Consider the following 18,510-nt stretch of genomic DNA (forward strand, 5'->3'; position numbering starts at 1 on the left):
ATCAACGCAGGAATTGCGTGTACCAGGGCATGGCGGCTTCCAGCCCGCGCAGGATGTCGTAGGCCGGCTCGTAGCCCAGCAGCTTGCCGGCCTTGCCGATGTCGGCCTGCGAGTGGCGCACGTCGCCGGCGCGGAATTCCGCGTACACCGGCGCCTTCTCGTACGACACGCCCTGCCCGGCCAGCGCGCGCCGCAGGTGCTCGAACAGCTCGGTCAGCGTCGTGCGCGCGTTGTACGCCACGTTGTAGACCTGGTTCGCGCCTTCCGGTGCGGCCATCGCCGCCAGCAGGTTGGCCTGCACCGCGTTCTCCACGAAGCAGAAGTCGCGGCTGGTCTGGCCGTCGCCGTTGATCACGACGTCCTCGCCCTTGATCATCGCCGCCGTCCACTTCGGAATCACCGCCGCGTACGCGCCGTCCGGGTCCTGGCGCTTGCCGAACACGTTGAAGTAGCGCAGCCCCACGCTGGAAAACCCGTACGAGCGCGCGAACACGTCGGCGTACAGCTCGTTGACGTACTTGGTCACCGCGTACGGCGAGAGCGGATTGCCGATGCGCTCCTCGACCTTGGGCAGGTCGGGATGGTCGCCGTAGGTCGAGCTCGAGGCCGCATAGACGAACGCCTGGACCTGCGCGTCGCGCGCGGCCACCAGCATGTTCAGGAAACCGCCGATGTTGACCTCGTTGGTCGTGATCGGGTCTTTCAGCGAACGCGGCACCGAACCCAGCGCGGCCTGGTGCAGCACCCGGTCCACGCCCTGCACGGCGCGCTGGCAGGCCGCCAGGTCGCGGATGTCGCCTTCGATGAAGGTGAAGCGCGCCCATTGCTCGGGCGTCACCGCCGCGCGCACCTCGTCCAGGTTGTGCTGGTGCCCCGTGGCGAAGTTGTCCAGCCCCACCACCGCCTGGTCCAGCCCGAGCAGCGTCTCGAGCAGGTTCGAGCCGATGAAGCCGGCGCAGCCGGTCACCAGCCATTTCTGGGGTTGGGCCCGCAACTGCGCGCACGTGGTCTCAAAGCGATTCGTCATGGAGTTCCTTCTTACAGCCTCAGGTCGGCCTGGTCGGGGGCCAGCACATACTTCAGGTCGTACAGGATGTGCTCGGCCTTGCCGAACTTGCGGATCGCCTCGGCGCCCATCTCGACGAACTGGTGGTGCGACACCGCCAGGATGACCGCGTCGTACGCCCCGGCGGCCGGCTTGGCCACCGGCGTGATGCCGTACTCGTGCTCGGCCTCGGCCGGGTCCACCCACGGGTCGTACACGTCCACGTCGACGTGGTACTCGCCCAGCTCGCGCACGATGTCCACCACGCGCGTGTTGCGCAGGTCGGGGCAGTTTTCCTTGAACGTCAGGCCCATCAGCAGCACGCGCGCGCCCTCGACGTGGATGCGGCGCTTGGCCATGGCCTTGACCAGCTGCGAGACCACGTAGCCGCCCATCGAGTCGTTCAGGCGGCGGCCCGCCAGGATGATCTCGGGGTGGTAGCCGATCGACTGCGCCTTGTGCGTCAGGTAGTACGGATCCACGCCGATGCAGTGCCCGCCCACCAGGCCCGGACGGAACGGCAGGAAGTTCCACTTGGTGCCGGCGGCCTGCAGCACGGCCTCGGTGTCGATGCCCATCTTGTTGAAGATCAGCGCCAGCTCGTTGATCAGCGCGATGTTGACGTCGCGCTGCGTGTTCTCGATCACCTTGGCGGCCTCGGCCACGCGGATGCTCGAGGCCTTGTGGGTGCCGGCCGTGATGATCTCGTTGTACAGCTGGTCAACCAGCTCGGCGACTTCCGGCGTCGAGCCCGAGGTCACCTTCTTGATGGTGTTGACGCGGTGCGCCTTGTCGCCCGGGTTGATGCGCTCGGGGCTGTAGCCGGCGTAGAAGTCCTGGTTGAACTTCAGGCCCGACACGCGCTCGAGCACCGGCACGCAGTCTTCCTCGGTGGCGCCCGGGTACACGGTCGATTCGTAGATCACGATGTCGCCGCGCTTGAGCACCGCGCCGATGGTCTCGCTGGCCTTGACCAGCGGCGTGAGGTCGGGCTGCTTGTACTCGTCGATCGGCGTGGGCACGGTAACGATGAACACATTGGCCTGGGCCAGGTCGGCGCGCTCGGCCGTGTAGCTGAGCTGCGCGGCCCGGGCCAGTTCGTCGTCCTCGACTTCCAGGGTGTGATCGTGGCCGGCCTTGAGCGCGGCGATGCGGCGCTCGTTGATATCGAAGCCGATCACCGGGCGCTTCTTGCCGAACTCCACGGCCAGCGGCAGCCCCACGTATCCGAGGCCGACAACGGCCAGTTTCACATCATCAATGCGCAAGATAAATCTCCCTATCAACCGTGTGACGGCTACGGAATTGTATGTAGTTTGAACGTGTTTGTAGCGTTGTAGCACCCCGCGCGCGGGCACGGGGGCCACGATGGATCAGTGCGTTCGAATGACGGACGGCAGCAGCAGCCAGCCGGGGCGGCGCCAGGACACCAGCCGCATGTACAGCCACGTGTAGACCGCGGCGAACACGACCAGGCTGGCGCACAGGAACCAGGCGTTGTCCCACCAGATGGTGGCGGGCACCAGGCCGATGAGCGCCAGCACCCACATGTAGGGCGAGGCCAGGGCATTGCACAATGCCGGCACCGCATGGCGGCGGCCGCGGCTGAACGTCACGCGCACCAGGCGGCGGAACACCAGCTGATGCAGGTGCAGGGCATCCGGCTGGTCGACCGGCACGCCGCGCTTGAAGCGGCGCCGCCAGATCGAAAAGCCCGTTTCGAATACCGGATAGAACAGCACCGCCAGCGCGTAGAACGGCGACACCGACGGATTGCGCACCACCAGCAGCACGGCCAGCTCCGCCAGCATGAAGCCGAGGAAGTACGCGCCGCCATCGCCCAGGAACACCCGTCCGAACGGGAAGTTCCAGACCAGGAACCCCAGCGTGGCCGAAGCCAGCGCCGCGGCGATCATGAAAATGGGCATGTCGCCGACCTGCAGCGCCACCAGGCTGATCGACACCGCCATCAGGGTGGCGATCATGCCGGCCAGCCCGTTCATGCCGTCGACGATGTTCAGCGCGTGCGTACACCCGCCCACCGCGAACATGGTGAAGATCAGCGACACCGGCCAGAACGACAGCACCCAGTCGACCGGCGCGATGCCCACGCGGCTCACCCCGCCCAGCAGCCACCAGGCGATCGCCGCCGAGGCGAACGCGGCGAGCAGGCGCTTGCTGGCGCCGATGTCCTTGGTAATGTCTTCGAGCAGGCCGGCCACGAACACGGGCAGCGCCGCCACGAACAGCGCCGGCCACAGCCAGGTCAGCGTCATGTTGCTGGGGCCGAGCACCAGCAGGCCGGCCAGCGAGCCGGCCAGGACCGCCAGCCCGCCCACGCGCGGCGTTGCCCGCGTGTGCGAAGCCTGCGGCTTGTTGAGGTCGCTATCGCCGGTAAACGCGCCATGCCAGCGCTCCGACGCCACGATGAGTCCCCCCACCATGAATGCGACCACGCATATGTACAGCCAGGTCACAGAGTCACCTTAGGTTGGTCTATGGAGACGAGTCCGCCATTATCGGCCGCAGGTGTAACGCCCATATATGGCAGCAATAATGAAGTGCAAGTCGCCAGTACAGAAAGTAACGTCTCGGCCCGCCGGGCTTGCCGGTCTGGAACCGTCCAGGCGATTGTAGAGCTTTCCGCCCTCGTGCAGCGGGGAAAGTTCAGGGAAAACACCAATAAGCCGGATGAGCGCCCGGCCTGCCCCCTGCGCGCCGCGCGTCGCGGCGAAAAAAAAGCCCGAGATCTTGCGATCTCGGGCTAAATCCACCAAAGGAGGAGGGTGGAGGAGACAACCGTGGCATGTCGGGATTGCGTCAGGCCTTGCGACCCGGAAATCGCGGCAGTCGGGGTATCCATGTTTGCTGGCCTTGGGCCGGCGGTTCTGGCACCGCACCGTCTGCGTTTCAACATCCGATGTGCAAATAGTAGAGGATTCTTTTGTGCGATGCAAGAAATTTTTTGCATTGCCCGGATCCGGCCCCCGGTCGTTGGATTTTTGCCGCACCGCCTGGGCGGCTCACGGCGAAACCCGCGTCGATATTGGGCTGCAGCGTGAAGCGGGTTAATGCCGAAAGGGAAAACCCTTGCGGGATTACCCTAGAGATTTCAAGCATTTAGAAGCGGCCGGGGCGCGCCGCCCCAAGCCCGGGCGGCGCTTTTTGCCGCAATGCACCATAAATGGGCAGATTGTCCCCATTTCAGAGCCAATAGGCGGTGGACGTCATGACCTTGGACATCGCCCGCATCGCGCCGCGCACCGGCGCGGGCAGCGGCACGCCGCCGGCGCGCTCGGCGCTGGCGCGGTGCTGCGCTTCGTCTTCCTTCATTTTCTGCACGATGTCGCGCGAGCGCCGGTCCTGCACCGGCAAGGTGCGCAGGTGGCCGTCCAGGTGCGCCTCGACCTGGCGCTCGGTCTCGGCCATGAAACCCAGATTGCGCGGCACGCCGGCGTAGCTGGCCAGCACGCCGAGCGCGAAGGAGCCGGTGTACCAGAACGGGTTGAGCAGGCTGGGGCGGCTGCCCAGCTCCCGCAGGCGCTCGTTGCACCACGCCAGGTGATCCACTTCCTCGGCCGCGGCCTGGCGCAGCAGCTCGCGCGCGGCCGGTTCGCGGCAGGCGGCCGCCTGGCCGCGATACAGCGCCTGCGCGCACACTTCGCCCACGTGATTGACGCGCATCAGGCCGGCGGCATGGCGCCTCTCGCGCTCGGACAAGGCATCCGGCGCCTCGGGCGCCTGGGCGGGATACGGCCGGGCGGCGGTGGCGGCGCCCGAAAGCACGCGCAAGGCGCGGTCGATTTCGCCGATCAGGCCATCGAGCGGGCCGGCGCGACGGCCGAGCGCGGAAGCGGAACTGGAGGTGGACATATGGATACTCCCTGGAAAGTCGCGCCGCCCTGTCGGCGGGCGGGGTTCTCCGCCAACCATTGTACGCAACGGGTATGATCGCTTTTTGATGGCGCGCAAGACCGCGCCCACCGCTACAGGACTATGCAGATGGAATGCACGATCGATTGGGGCGGCCCTGCGGGCATGCTGTTCACGGCCAGCACGGGCAGCGGCCATGTGGCCGTGATGGACGGCGCGGTCGATGGCGGCGGCCATGACCTGGCGCCGCGCCCGATGGAAATGCTGCTGGCCGGCACCGGCGGCTGCACCGCCTATGACGTGGTGCTAATCCTCAAGCGCGGCCGCCACGCCGTGACCGGCTGCAGCGTCAAGCTGCAGGCCGAACGCGCCGACGCCGATCCGAAGGTTTTCACGCGCATCCATTTCGCGTTCACCGTCACCGGCAGCAAACTGCCGCGCGCCGCGGTCGAACGCGCCGTGCAGCTGTCGCACGAGAAGTACTGCTCGGCCTCGGCCATGCTGGAAAAAACCGCCGAGCTCAGCTTCTCGGTGGACATCGTCGATACCCAAGCCGCGTAACCCAAGCCGCAAACCGGGCCGCGCAGACACCCCGCGGCCCGCCGTCACCACGATGAAACAATATCTAGACCTCGTCCAATCCATTCTCGACCAGGGCGCCTGGCAGGAAAACCGCACCGGCGTGCGCACGCTCTCGCTGCCCGGCGCGGCGCTGCGCTTCGACCTGCAGCAGGGGTTTCCCGCCGTCACCACCAAGAAGCTGGCGTTCAAGTCCGCCATCGGCGAAATGGTGGGCTTCCTGCGCGCCACGCGCAGCGCCGCGCAGTTCCGCGCGCTGGGTTGCAAGGTCTGGGACCAGAACGCCAACGAGAACGAGCAATGGCTGGCCAACCCGTACCGCGAGGGTCCCGACGACCTCGGCCCGGTCTACGGCGTCCAATGGCGCCATTGGCCGGCCTACAAGCTGCTGCCGCGCAGCGCCGGCGGCCAGGTGGCCGACGCGCTGGCGCGCGGCTACCGGCAAGTGGCCGAGGTCGCGGAAAACGGCGCGCCGCACGTGCTGCTGTACAAGGCGGTGGACCAGTTGCGCCAGTGCCTGGACACCATCCACCAATCGCCGGGCGACCGCCGCATCCTGTTCCATGGCTGGAACTGGGCGCAGATCGAGGAAATGGCCCTGCCGCCCTGCCATCTGCTCTACCAGTTCCTGCCCAATGCCGGCACGCGCGAAATCTCGCTGTGCCTGTACATCCGCTCCAACGACGTAGGCCTGGGCACGCCCTTCAACCTGACCGAGGGCGCGGCGCTGCTGCACCTGGTCGGCCGCCTGACCGGGTACAAGCCGCGCTGGTTCAGCTATTTCATCGGCGATGCGCACGTCTACGAAAACCACCTGCCGATGCTGCGCGAGCAATTGACGCGCGAGCCCTATCCGGCCCCGCAGCTGGTGCTGTCGGACCGCATTCCCGATTTCGCCGTGACCGGCAAGTACGAGCCGCAATGGCTGGAGCAGGTCGAGCCGGGCGATTTCACGCTGAGCGGCTACCAGCACCACGCGCCGCTGACCGCCCCCATGGCGGTCTGAGCGGCCCGACGACGCCTCACGCCCTTGCCCATGCCCGCCACTCCCCTGCTCAGCCTGGTCGTCGCCTATTCGACCAACCGCGTCATCGGACGCGACAACGCCCTGCCCTGGAAGCTGCCCGGCGACCTGGCGCACTTCAAGCGCACGACCCTCGGCCATCCCATCATCATGGGCCGCAACACCTGGGAATCCCTGGGCCGCCCGCTGCCGGGGCGCACCAATATCGTGATCACCCGCAACCCGGCCTATGGCGCCGCCGGCGCCGTGGTGGTGGGCTCGCTTGACGCCGCCATCCAGGCCTGCGGCGACGCCGCCGTGGCCTGCGTCATCGGCGGCGCGCAGATCTACGTCCAGGCCCTGCCGCTGGCGCAGCGCGTGGTGGCCACCGAGGTGCATGCCGAGATCGAGGGCGACGCTTTCTTCCCGCCGCTGCCGGCCGGGCAGTGGCGCGAAACGCAGCGCGCGGCGCAACCGGCCGAGAACGGCCTGCGCTACGACTTCGTGGAATATGAGCGCGTGGCGGGCTGAGCGCTCGCCCCCGCGCCGCGCAGGAACCGCCACAGCGCCGCGGCGTCCGAATACGCCACGTTGAAGCGCAGCCACGGGATGTCCGCGTCGGCCGCGTCGAAATAGGATCCCGGCGCCAGCCAGATACCGTCCTTGAGCGCCAGCTCGGCCAAGGCATTGGCGCCGCGCTCGCGCCAGGCCCCGCCGGGCCGCGCCCACAGGAACAGGCCGGCCTGGGGACGGGCGCACAGTTGCAGGCCATGCTCGTCCATCGCCTGCACGACCTGCGCATGCGCCTGCCCCAGGCGCTCGCGGGTGCGCAGCACATGGGCGCGGTAGCGCCCCTCGCGGATGACCTGGTGCACCACGCGCTCCATGATCTCGGGCGAGGTCAGCCCGGCCGCCATCTTGGTGCGCGCCAGGTCGCGCACCAGGTCGCGGTGCGCCACGATGTAGCCGACCCGCACCGACGGGCTGATGGCCTTGGAGTAGCCGCTCAGGTAGACCACGCGCTGCGCGCCGTCCAGCGCCGCGAGCAAGGGGGCAATGGCGGGCATCAGCTCGCGCGAAATATCGTCTTCCACGATCCACAGTCCGTGGCGCTCGGCCGCCTGCAGCACGCGGAACGCGTTGGCCATGCCCAGGCTGGCGCCGCTGGGGTTCTGCAGCACCGTGTTGACGAACAAGGCGCGCGGACGGTGCGCCAGCGCGGCGGCGTCGAGCGCCTCGCAGTCGATGCCGTCGACGCCACGCGGCACGCTGACCACGCGCATGCCCGCCAGCCGCAGCAACTGCAGCAGATTGGCGTAGCAGGGCTGCTCGACCAGCACCGTATCGCCGGGGCGCAACAGGGTGCGCATGACCAGGTCCAGCCCGTGCGTGACGCCTTGCGTCAGCAGCACCTGGTCGGCCTCGGCCGGCATGCCGGCCGCGCCCAGGCCGGCGGCGATGGTCTCGCGCAGCGGCGCGTAGCCATAGGGATGCCCATAGCCGGCAATGCGCAGCGCCGGCACCCGGCCCAGGTGCCGCAGCGCCTGGTGCAGGCCCTCTTCGTGCAGCCATTCGGGCGGCAGCCAGCCGCAGCCCGACTTGATCGGGATGGAGTGGTCGGCATAGATATCGGACAGCAGCCAACTGTCGTTGAGCCGCGGCGGCGACCATTGCCCCGGGGTGCCCGCGCGCGGCGCGGCCGCCTGCGGCGAGGCGACCCGGTAGCCCGATCCGGGCCGGGCAGCCAGCCAGCCCTGCGCGGCCAGCCGGCTATAGGCGCTGGCCACGGTAAAGGTGCTGATGCCGTGCTGGCGCGCGAACTCGCGCACCGACGGCACGGGCATGCCAGGCCGCAACTCTTGCCGGGCGATGGCGCTGCTGAACGCCTGCACGACCTGCTCGACCAGCGAAGGCGCCTGCGCGCGGCCGCGCACGGGTTGGAAATCGATCACGGAAGGTCTGCCAGGTAGATTTCTGTACAGTTAGCCAGAATCCAACTATACAGTTAGCGGTATTTACGTCGATTGTATATTTTCATTCCCTGGCAGGCGGGCCAGAATCGATCTCGTCCCCTGCCCGGCCACCGCACGCGCGGTCGGCGCACACCGCAGGCGTTACCTCTGGAGCGACCCTCATGAATGCCCCCGCCAGCCCGCCCGACCTGTCGCATCTCTGGATGCCGTTTACCGCCAACCGGCAGTTCAAGTCCCAGCCGCGCCTGCTGGCCCGTGCCGAGGGCATGTACTACACCTCGACCGATGGCCGCCAGATCCTCGACGGCACGGCCGGCCTGTGGTGCGTGAACGCGGGCCACTGCCGCCCGGAGATCGTGCAGGCCATCGCCAGCCAGGCCGGCGAGATGGATTACGCGCCGGGCTTCCAGCTGGGCCACCCGCTTGCGTTCGAGGCGGCCACCGCGGTGGCCTCGTTCATGCCGGCCGGCATCGACCGCGTGTTCTTCACCAACTCCGGTTCCGAATCGGTCGACACCGCGCTGAAGATTGCGCTGGCCTACCACCGGGCGCGCGGCGACGCGCAGCGCACCCGCCTGGTCGGGCGCGAACGCGGCTACCACGGCGTGGGCTTCGGCGGCATTTCGGTGGGCGGCATATCGGCCAACCGCAAGACGTTCTCGGGCGCGCTGCTGCCCGCGGTGGACCATCTGCCCCATACGCACAGCCTCGAGCACAATGCGTTCTCCAAGGGCCAGCCGGCCTGGGGCGAACACCTGGCCGACGAACTGGAACGCATCGTGGCGCTGCACGACGCGTCGACCATCGCCGCGGTGATCGTCGAGCCCATGGCCGGCTCGACCGGCGTGCTGGTGCCGCCCAAGGGCTACCTGCAGCGCCTGCGCGAAATCACCGCGCGGCACGGCATCCTGCTGATCTTCGACGAAGTGATCACCGCCTATGGGCGGCTGGGCTCGCCCACCGCGGCCGAGCACTTCGGCGTCACGCCCGACATCATCACCATGGCCAAGGGCGTGAGCAACGCCGCGGTGCCGGCCGGCGCCGTGGCGGTCAAGCGCGAAGTCCACGACGCCATCGTCAACGGCGTGCAGGGCGGCATCGAGTTCTTCCACGGCTACACCTATTCGGCCCACCCGCTGGCGGCGGCCGCCATCCTGGCCACGCTGGGCATCTACCGGCGCGACGACCTGTTCGGCCGCGCCCGCGACCTGTCGCCCGCTTTCGAGAAAGCGGCGCATGCCCTGCAAGGCGCGCCGCACGTCATCGACGTGCGCAACATCGGCCTGGTGGCCGGCATCGAGCTGGCCTCGCGCCCCGACGCGCCGGGCGCGCGCGCGGCCGAAGCCTTCCGCAAATGCTTCGACAGCGGGCTGATGGTGCGCTATACCGGCGACATCCTGGCCGTCTCGCCGCCGCTGATCATCGACGAGGCGCAGATCGGCGAGCTCTTCGAGGGCATCGGCAAGGTGCTCAAGGAAATCGCCTGACCCGGCACCCGCCACGCAACAGACCATACCCATGAAGACCATTCCGCATTTCATCAACGGCCAGCCGTACGAAGGCCGCAACGGCCGCTACACGCAAGGCTTCAACCCCGCCACCGGCGAGGTCTCCAGCTCGATTCCGCTGGCTTCGGCGCAGGACGTCGACACCGCCGTGGCGGCCGCCGCGGCGGCGTTTCCGGCCTGGTCGGAAACGCCGCCGCTCAAGCGCGCGCGCATTCTGTTCAAGTTCAAGGCCCTGCTGGACGAGCACCAGGACGAGCTGGCCGCGCTGATCACCGCCGAGCATGGCAAGGTGTTCTCCGACGCCAAGGGCGAGGTGACGCGCGGCATCGAGGTGGTGGAGTTCGCCTGCGGCATCCCGCACCTGCTCAAGGGCCAGTACACCGACCAGATCGGCGGCGGCATCGACAACTGGAGCATGCGCCAGCCGCTGGGCGTGGTGGCGGGCATCACCCCGTTCAACTTTCCCATGATGGTGCCGTGCTGGATGTTCCCGGTGGCGCTGGCCTGCGGCAACACCTTCGTGCTCAAGCCGTCCGAGCGCGACCCCTCGGCCGCGCTGCGCCTGGCCGAGCTGCTCAAGGAGGCTGGCCTGCCCGACGGCGTGTTCAACGTGGTGCAGGGCGACAAGCAGGCGGTGGACGCGCTGATCGCGCATCCGCAGGTCGAGGCGCTGTCGTTCGTCGGCTCCACGCCGATCGCCGAATACATCTACGCCGAGGGCACGCGCCGCGGCAAGCGCGTGCAGGCCCTGGGCGGCGCCAAGAACCACATGGTGGTCATGCCGGACGCCGACCTGGACCAGGTCACCGACGCCTTGATGGGCGCGGCCTATGGCTCGGCGGGCGAACGCTGCATGGCGATCTCGGTCGCGGTGGCGGTGGGCGAGGTGGCCGACGAGGTGGTGGCCCGCCTGGCACCGCGCGTGCGCGCCCTGGTGGTCAAGGACGGCATGCAGGCCGACGCCGAGATGGGGCCGCTGGTGACCGCGCAGCACCGCGCCAAGGTTACCGGCTACATCGAGGACGGCCAGGCCTGCGGGGCCACGCTGGTGGTCGACGGGCGCGGCCTGCAGGTGCCCGGCAACGAAGGCGGGTTCTTCCTGGGCGGCACGCTGTTCGACCACGTCACGCCCGCCATGAACATCTATCGCGAGGAGATCTTCGGCCCGGTGCTGTGCATCGTGCGCGTGCCGGACTTCGCCGCCGCGGTGGAACTGATCAACGCCCATGAATTCGGCAACGGCGTGTCCTGCTTCACGTCCGACGGCGGCATCGCGCGCGCCTTCGCGCGCCAGATCAAGGTGGGCATGGTCGGCATCAACGTGCCCATTCCGGTGCCGATGGCATGGCACTCGTTCGGCGGCTGGAAGCGCTCGCTGTTCGGCGACCACCATGCCTACGGCGAGGAAGGCGTGCGCTTCTATTCGCGCTACAAGAGCGTGATGCAGCGCTGGCCCGACAGCATCGGCAAGGGCGCCGAGTTCACCATGCCCGTGGCCAAGTAGGCGCGCCACGGCCCGGGCCCTCGAACGGGCATGCGGGTATTCCCGAGGCCGGCCCGCCGGCGGACCGGCCTCGCCGCCATGCGCCACCCCTCCCCCGGCGCGCGCGGACGCAAGAAAACAACCATGGACAGGCCCGCCACCGGGCATCAGAATGGGGCCTTGTGGACCCGCGTCCGACGCCGGCCCACGGTCACAGCTTGATCCTCGCGCGCCCCCGGCGGCGCGTTTCCGACGACAACGGCGGCGCCCTGGCGCCGCCGGCTTCACTCAGAAAGGGGAACATCCATGCTGAAGTCCGTCCGCATCGCCGCGCTGGCCGGCGCCATGCTCCTGGCAGCCCAGGGCGCCGGCGCCGAAACCGTCATCAAGGCGGTCATGCACTCGCCCCTGCGGCTGACCGACCCCCACGCCACCACGGCATACATCACGACGTGGCACGGCTACATGATCTACGACACGCTGCTGGCCACCGACGCCGACAACAAGATCCAGCCCCAGATGCTCGAAAAGTGGGAAGTCTCGCCCGACGGCAAGACCTACACCATGACGCTGCGCCCCGGCCAGAAGTGGCACGACGGCAAGCCCGTGACCGCCGAGGACTGCGTCGCGTCGATCAAGCGCTGGGCGGGCGGCGACGGCATGGGCCGCACGCTGATGAAGTTCACCGACAGGATCGAGGCCGTCGACGACCAGACCTTGCGCATCGTCATGAAAGAGCCCACGGATCTCGCCTTGCGCGCGCTGTCCAAGCCCACCGGCACGGCCGCCTTCATGATGCCCAAGCGCATCGCCGACATTCCCATCGGCCAGCCCATTACCGACATGACCGGCTCGGGCCCGTTCAAGGTGGCCGAGTTCAAGCCCGGGGTGAAGACCGTATACGTCAGGAACGCGGACTACGTGCCGCGCCAGGAGCCAGCCAGCGGCCTGGCCGGCGGCAAGGCGGTCCACATCGACCGGGTCGAGTGGAACGTCATGCCCGACGCCCTGACCACGGCCAACGCCCTGCTGGGCGGCGAGATCGACTTCGTCGAGCAGTTCCCGTACGACCTGCTGCCCATGGTGGAGGGCAATCCGGCACTGAAGGAGGAAGCGCTCAGTCCGGTGGGCTACTTCACCATGTACCGGTTCAACTTCAAGTACCCGCCCTTCGACAACAAGAAGATCCGCCAGGCCGCCATGTACGCCATCGGCCAGGAAGACGTGATGAAGGCGCTGGTGGGCAACCCGAAGTACTGGCAGACCTGCGCCTCGCTGTGGGGCTGCGGCACGCCGTTCGAGACCGACATCGGCAAGGACATGGTGGTGCCGTCCAACATCGAGAAGGCGCGCGCCCTGCTCAAGGAGGCCGGCTACGACAACACGCCCATCCTGGTGATGCACGCCACCGACGTCGGCACGCTCAGCGCCCAGCCCGTGGTGATGGCGCAGGCGCTGCGCAAGGCGGGCTTCAACGTCAACCTGGCGGCGATGGACTGGCAAAGCGTGGCCACGCGGCGCGCCTCCAAGGCCGCGCCGGCGCAAGGCGGCTGGAACATCCACAACACCAACTGGTACGCCACCGACATCATGGACCCGGTGCGCTCGGCCCCGGCGGCGGCCAATGGCGACAACGCCTGGTTCGGCTGGCCAGACATTCCGGAAATCGAGACGTTGCGCACCAGGTTCGCCCTGAGCTCCGACCCCGCCGAGCAGAAGAAGCTGGCCGAGGAGGCGCAACGCATCGGCATCGACGAGGGCCTGTACGTGCCACTGGGCCAGATGTCCGTGCCCACCGTCTACACCACCAAGCTGAGCGGCCTGGTGCACGCGCCGGTGTTCGCCTTCTGGAACGTCAAGAAGGCGCCTTGAAGCCCAGGGCGGGCCTGGCCCGCCCGCGCAACCCGAGGGAGTTCCATGCTGGCATTCATCGCGCGCCGGCTGTTGGCCACCATACCGGTCCTGATCATGGTGGCGGTCGTGGTCTTCGCGATCCTGCGCGCAAGCCCCGGCGATCCGGCCATCATCATGGCCGGCGACGCCGCCACGCCCGAACGCATTGCCCAGATCCGCCAGGTCATGGGACTGGACCAGCCGCTGGTCAAGCAATTCTTCATCTGGACCGGCAGGCTGGTGCGCGGCGACATGGGCACTTCGCTGATGTCCGGCGTGCCGGTCACCCAGTTGATCGGCCAGCGCCTGGAGCCCTCGCTCAGCCTGGCGGTGATCACGCTGGCGTTCACCCTGGCGGTCGCCATTCCATTGGGCATCCTGGCGGCGTGGCGGCGCGGCCGCCTGCTCGACCGCGCCGTGATGGGCTTTTCGGTGCTGGGATTCTCGGTGCCGGTGTTCGTGACCGGCTACGTGCTGATCTGGGCCTTCGCCATCAAGCTGGGCTGGTTCAACGTGCAGGGCTACACGCCGCTGGCGCAGGGATTCTGGCCTTACCTGCACCGCCTCGTCCTGCCCTCGCTGGCGCTGTCCACGGTGTATGTGGCGCTGATCGCGCGCATCACCCGCACCAGCATCATCGAAGTCATGGGCGAGGACTTCATCCGCACCGCGCGCGCCAAGGGGCTGGGCGAGACCGGCGTGCTGCTGGGCCACGCCCTGCGCAATGCCGCGGTGCCCATCGCCACGGTGATCGGGGTGGGCGTGGCGCTGCTGATCAGCGGCGTGGTGGTGACGGAGTCGGTGTTCAACATTCCCGGCCTGGGCCGCCTGGTGGTCGAGGCCGTGATGGCGCGCGATTACCCCGTGATCCAGGGGCTGACGCTGTTCTTCGCGTTCGTCTACGTGTTCATCAATCTGGTGGTCGACTGCGCCTATACGGTGTTCGACCCGCGCATCAGGTATTGACGATGCCCACGCATAGCGATGCCGTCGCCGACGGCGCCCTGCCCGAGAACGGACCGCCCCAGGCAGGCGCGTGGCGGCGCGTGCGCCGCGAATTCTCCGGCGCGCCGGTGCTGGCCGCGCTGGCGGTGCTGGCCCTGGTGGTGGGCGCGGCCCTGCTGGCGCCGTGGCTGGGCACCGTGGACCCGACCGCCATCGATCCGGGCGCGCGCCTGAAGCCGCCTTTCGGCGACTATCTGTTCGGCACCGATGCGTTCGGGCGCGACATCTGGTCGCGCGTGGTGTATGGCGCGCGCGTATCGCTGGTGGCCGGCCTGGGCGCGGCGCTGGTCAGCGTGACGCTGGGCCTGGTGATAGGCGTCATCGCCGGCTGGTTCCGCACGCTCGACGGCCTGATCATGCGCACCATGGACGCCGTCATGGCCATCCCCGGCATCCTGCTGGCCATCGCCCTGGTGTCGGTGACCGGCGCCAGCCTGGCCACGGTGCTGGTGGCCATCACCATCCCGGAGATTCCCCGCGTGGTGCGGCTGGTGCGCGGCCAGATCCTCAGCGTGCGCGGCGAACCCTATGTCGAAGCCGCGCTGGCGCTGGGCACGCCGCTGCCCCTGCTGCTGTGGCGCCACCTGGTGCCCAGCACCGTGGCGCCGCTGACCGTGCAAGGCACCTATGTGTTCGCCTCGGCCATGCTGACCGAGGCCATACTCAGCTTCCTGGGCGCCGGCATCCCGCCCGAGATCGCCTCGTGGGGCAACATCATGTCCGAGGGCCGCATGTACTTCCGCATGCTGCCGGGCCTGATCCTGTTTCCCGGCCTGTTCCTGTCGCTGACCGTGCTCAGCGTCAATATCCTGGGCGACGCGCTGCGCGACGCGCTGGACCCGAAAATGACGCGGAGGACCTGAGCGATGCCCTACGCCCCCTACCCTCCGGCCGGCGACACCAGCGCCGCGGTGCTGGCGATCCGCAACCTGTCGGTGAGCGTCTGCGGCGCGGGCAACCGCGTGGTCCGCAACCTCAGCCTGGACGTGCACGCCGGCGAGACGGTCTGCGTGGTGGGCGAATCCGGGTCGGGCAAGTCGGTCACGTCGCTGGCGGTCATGGGATTGCTGCCCGAGGGCATCCTGGAGGTCTCCGGCGGCTCGGCCCGCGTGCTGGGCGAGGACATCGTCACGGCCAGCGCGCGGCGGCGGCGCGAACTGCGCGCCACACGCATGGCCATGGTGTTCCAGGAGCCCATGACCGCACTCAACCCGGTGCACCGGGTGGGCAGCCAGGTCGACGAAGTGCTGCGCCTGCACCGCCGCATGCCGCGCGCGCAACGGCGCGCCAAGGTGCTCGAAATGTTCCGCTCGGTGCACCTGCCCGACGTGGAGCGCATCTACGACGCGTATCCGCACCAGCTCTCGGGCGGCCAGCGCCAGCGCATCGTCATCGCCATGGCGCTGATCCTCGAACCCAAGCTGCTGATCGCCGACGAACCCACCACGGCGCTGGATGTCACGACGCAGAAACAGATCCTGGCGCTGATCCGCGAACTGCAGGACAGGCACCAGACCGCCGTGCTCTTCATCACGCACGACTTCGGCGTGGTGGCCGAGATCGCCGACCGTATCGTCGTCATGAACCGCGGCGACCTCACCGAGGCCGGCACGCGCGACGAGATCCTGGCGCGGCCGAGCCAGAACTACACCCGCCGCCTGGTGTCGTCGGTGCCCAGCCTGGTGCCGACGCAGCGCGAGGCGCCAGGCGGCGAACCGGTGCTGCGCATCACCGGGCTGGGCCGCACCTACGCCGAGCGGCGCTCGCTCTTCGGCGCGACGCGCACGGTGGTGGCCGCCAGCGAGGTGGACCTGACCCTGCGGCGCGGCGAGATCCTCGGCATCGTCGGCGAATCGGGTTCGGGCAAGTCCACGGTGGCGCGCTGCATCGTGCGCCTGATCGAGCCCAGCGCCGGCCGCATGCTGCTGGGCGAAACCGACATCGCGCGCCTGAGCGGCGCGGGCCTGCGTCCGCTGCGGCGCAAGGTGCAGATCGTGTTCCAGGACCCCTACCGGTCGCTGAACCCGCGCCGCGCGGTGGGCGAGTCCATCATCGAGGGCCTGCTCAACTTCGGCATGCCGCGCGCGCAGGCGCTGGTGCGCGCCGCCCGCACCCTGGGCGTGGTCGGCCTCGGTCCCGACGTGATGCGGCGCTACCCGCACCAGTTCTCGGGCGGCCAGCGCCAGCGCCTTTGCATCGCGCGCGCCCTGGTCATGGACCCCGAAGTGCTGGTGGCCGACGAAGCCGTTTCGGCGCTGGATGTATCGGTGCAGGCGCAGGTGCTGGAGCTGATCGAGCAGGTGCGCGAACGTACCGGCGTGAGCGTGCTGTTCATCACGCACGACCTGCGCGTGGCGGCGCAGGTGTGCGACACCATCGCGGTCATGCAGCATGGCAAGGTGGTGGAGACCGGCGCGGCGCTGACGGTGCTGACCCGGCCCGGCCATGCGTATACCCGCGCCCTGATCGACGCCGCGCCGGGCCGCGGCTGGGATTTCCGCAATTTCCGCCCGCTGCCCGCCTGACCGGGGCGCGCCGCCAGGAATTGCGCACGACAAGGAGCACACCATGCGTTGGCTGTTGGCGATGATCAAGCACGAGACCAATACGTTCTCGCCCGTTCCCACCCCGCTGGAGCGGTTTTTCCGCGGCAGCCCCGAGATCCTGGCCGGCGAGCGCGCCATACGCGCCTACGAGAACACCGACAGCGGCCTGGGCGGCTATATCGAGGTGGCACGCCGCGAAGGCGCCGAAATCGTCGTGCCGGTGGCGGCGGAGTCCTGGCCCAGCGCGCCGACCGACCGCGCCACGTACGAGCGCCTGTGCGGCCTGGTGCTGGACGAGGCGCGCCGCGGCGGCTTCGACGCCATCCTGCTGGACCTGCACGGCGCCATGGTGGCCGAAGGCGTGGAAGACGCCGAAGGCGATCTGCTGCGCCGCCTGCGCGACATCGCCCCGGCCATCCCGGTGGGCGTGACGCTGGACATGCACGCCAACATCTACGACGACATCGTGCGCCACGCTACCGTCATCTCGGGCTTTCACACCTATCCGCACGTCGATATCCGCGCCGCCGGGCTGCGCGCGGCCAACGCCATCGCCCGCACGCTGCGCGGCGAGATCAAGCCCGTCATGAGCTGGGCCAACAAGCCGATGCTGCCGCACATCATGCGCCAGGGCACGCATGCCGAACCCAACAAATCGCTGCAGGCGCGCTGCAAGGCGCTGGAGTCCGAAGGCGTGATCGCCGCCTCGGTGTTCGTCGGCTTTCCGCATGCCGACATCCGCGAGGCGGGGCTGAGCGCGGTGGTGTGCACCGATGCCAACCTGGCGCAGGCCGAGCAGTACCGCGACGAGCTGCTCGAGACCGCCTGGCGCGGACGCGCCGACTGGGTGTTCCACGCCGAGCCGCTGGCGCCCACCATCGCGCGCGCCAAGGCCATCGAGAACGGACCGGTGGTGCTGCTCGACCACTACGACAATACCGGTTCGGGCGGCACCATGGACACCACCGCGGTGCTGGCCGAGATCCTGGACCAGGGCCTGGAGAACGTGGCGTTCTACGCCATCTGCGACCCGCAGGCCGCGCAGCAGGCCGCGGCGGCCGGCGTGGGCGCCACCGTGACCTTGCCCCTGGGCGGCAAGGTGGCGATGCCGGCGCTGCGCCAGGCCAGCCCGCCCCTGCACCTGACCGCCCGGGTCAAGCTGCTGTTCGACGGCGTATACCTGAACCGCGGCCCCATGTACCGCGGCGTGCGCAACGACACGGGCCTGACCGTCGTGCTCGACACCGGCAAGGTCGAGATCGTGGTGGTGTCGCGCCACCAGGAGCCTTTCGACATCAATTGCCTGCTGTCGGCCGGCATCGACCCGCTGCAAAAGCGCTACGTGGCGTTGAAGTCACGCGTGCATTGGCGCGCCGGCTTTGCCGATATGGCCACCCATGTCATCGAATGCACCGGTGTGGGCGTGACCACTTCCGACTATGGCCAGGTCGAGTTCCGGCATGTGCGCCGGCCTGTCTATCCGCTCGACGCCATCTAGGCGCTTGGCCGCGCTTTTGCGGCCTGTCCCGCTGTTTTTGAACATTTTGTCGTCTTTTGTAATATGTTTCGCCCGCTCCGGCCACGCCTCTCGCTATACTCGCC

At 68.6% G+C, this 18,510-nt stretch carries 15 protein-coding genes; 10 read left to right on the top strand and 5 right to left on the bottom strand.

The features are described 5' to 3' along the window. Position 1 precedes the first annotated feature (1 nt). The 4 genes from EL288_RS19835 to coq7 form a co-directional block, all read right to left on the bottom strand. Complete coding sequence (locus EL288_RS19835; RefSeq protein ID WP_010925970.1) at positions 2-1,027, bottom strand: SDR family oxidoreductase; 1,026 nt, start codon at positions 1,025-1,027, stop codon at positions 2-4. 11 nt (positions 1,028-1,038) lie between these two features. Next, positions 1,039-2,313, bottom strand: a complete 1,275-nt coding sequence (tviB, locus tag EL288_RS19840; protein ID WP_033450575.1) for a Vi polysaccharide biosynthesis UDP-N-acetylglucosamine C-6 dehydrogenase TviB — start codon at positions 2,311-2,313, stop codon at positions 1,039-1,041. Between the two features lie 105 nt (positions 2,314-2,418). After that, positions 2,419-3,522 (bottom strand): MraY family glycosyltransferase, encoded by a 1,104-nt coding sequence (locus EL288_RS19845; protein ID WP_003808448.1) that lies wholly within the window; start codon positions 3,520-3,522, stop codon positions 2,419-2,421. Positions 3,523-4,249: 727 nt separating this feature from the next. Continuing rightward, positions 4,250-4,918 carry a 2-polyprenyl-3-methyl-6-methoxy-1,4-benzoquinone monooxygenase gene (gene coq7, locus EL288_RS19850; protein WP_003808447.1) on the bottom strand — a complete coding sequence of 223 codons (669 nt, stop codon included), beginning with the start codon at positions 4,916-4,918 and terminating at the stop codon, positions 4,250-4,252. A gap of 123 nt (positions 4,919-5,041) precedes the next feature. On the opposite strand from coq7, the gene EL288_RS19855 reads away from it, so the two are divergent. The 3 genes from EL288_RS19855 to EL288_RS19865 are packed head-to-tail and all read left to right on the top strand — an operon-like array spanning position 5,042 to position 7,031. Then, positions 5,042-5,479: an OsmC family protein gene (locus EL288_RS19855; protein WP_003808444.1), complete on the top strand. Its 438-nt coding sequence runs from the start codon at positions 5,042-5,044 to the stop codon at positions 5,477-5,479. Between the two features lie 52 nt (positions 5,480-5,531). Beyond that, on the top strand, positions 5,532-6,503 hold the full coding sequence (locus EL288_RS19860) for a thymidylate synthase (RefSeq protein WP_003808442.1): 972 nt from the start codon (positions 5,532-5,534) through the stop codon (positions 6,501-6,503). A 30-nt stretch (positions 6,504-6,533) separates the two neighbouring features. Further along, the gene (locus tag EL288_RS19865; protein WP_172607928.1) at positions 6,534-7,031 is read left to right on the top strand and encodes a dihydrofolate reductase; all 498 of its coding nucleotides are present in this window, start codon (positions 6,534-6,536) and stop codon (positions 7,029-7,031) included. Here EL288_RS19865 and EL288_RS19870 read toward each other — a convergent pair. Further along, positions 6,995-8,452 (bottom strand): aminotransferase-like domain-containing protein, encoded by a 1,458-nt coding sequence (locus tag EL288_RS19870; protein ID WP_003808438.1) that lies wholly within the window; start codon positions 8,450-8,452, stop codon positions 6,995-6,997. The genes EL288_RS19865 and EL288_RS19870 overlap by 37 nt on opposite strands. Before the next feature lie 182 nt (positions 8,453-8,634). Between EL288_RS19870 and EL288_RS19875 the strand changes: the two genes are divergently transcribed. The 7 genes from EL288_RS19875 (at position 8,635) to EL288_RS19905 (ending at position 18,406) form a co-directional block, all read left to right on the top strand. Then, positions 8,635-9,960, top strand: coding sequence for an aspartate aminotransferase family protein (locus EL288_RS19875; RefSeq protein WP_033446730.1), 1,326 nt, complete (start codon positions 8,635-8,637; stop codon positions 9,958-9,960). A gap of 31 nt (positions 9,961-9,991) precedes the next feature. Next, positions 9,992-11,485: a CoA-acylating methylmalonate-semialdehyde dehydrogenase gene (locus EL288_RS19880; RefSeq protein WP_003808433.1), complete on the top strand. Its 1,494-nt coding sequence runs from the start codon at positions 9,992-9,994 to the stop codon at positions 11,483-11,485. A 285-nt stretch (positions 11,486-11,770) separates the two neighbouring features. After that, entirely contained in the window at positions 11,771-13,336 is a 1,566-nt protein-coding gene (locus EL288_RS19885; protein WP_015039029.1) for an ABC transporter substrate-binding protein, read from the top strand. 45 nt (positions 13,337-13,381) lie between these two features. Then, positions 13,382-14,323 (top strand): ABC transporter permease, encoded by a 942-nt coding sequence (locus EL288_RS19890; RefSeq protein ID WP_003808430.1) that lies wholly within the window; start codon positions 13,382-13,384, stop codon positions 14,321-14,323. 2 nt (positions 14,324-14,325) lie between these two features. Further along, positions 14,326-15,225 (top strand): ABC transporter permease, encoded by a 900-nt coding sequence (locus tag EL288_RS19895; protein ID WP_003808428.1) that lies wholly within the window; start codon positions 14,326-14,328, stop codon positions 15,223-15,225. 3 nt (positions 15,226-15,228) lie between these two features. Then, positions 15,229-16,887, top strand: a complete 1,659-nt coding sequence (locus tag EL288_RS19900; protein WP_050486124.1) for a dipeptide ABC transporter ATP-binding protein — start codon at positions 15,229-15,231, stop codon at positions 16,885-16,887. A gap of 43 nt (positions 16,888-16,930) precedes the next feature. Beyond that, on the top strand, positions 16,931-18,406 hold the full coding sequence (locus EL288_RS19905; protein ID WP_003816379.1) for a M81 family metallopeptidase: 1,476 nt from the start codon (positions 16,931-16,933) through the stop codon (positions 18,404-18,406). The last annotated feature ends 104 nt before the right edge of the window (positions 18,407-18,510 follow it).

Origin of the sequence: Bordetella bronchiseptica (assembly GCF_900636925.1) — a bacterium.
Classification (GTDB): domain Bacteria; phylum Pseudomonadota; class Gammaproteobacteria; order Burkholderiales; family Burkholderiaceae_B; genus Bordetella; species Bordetella pertussis.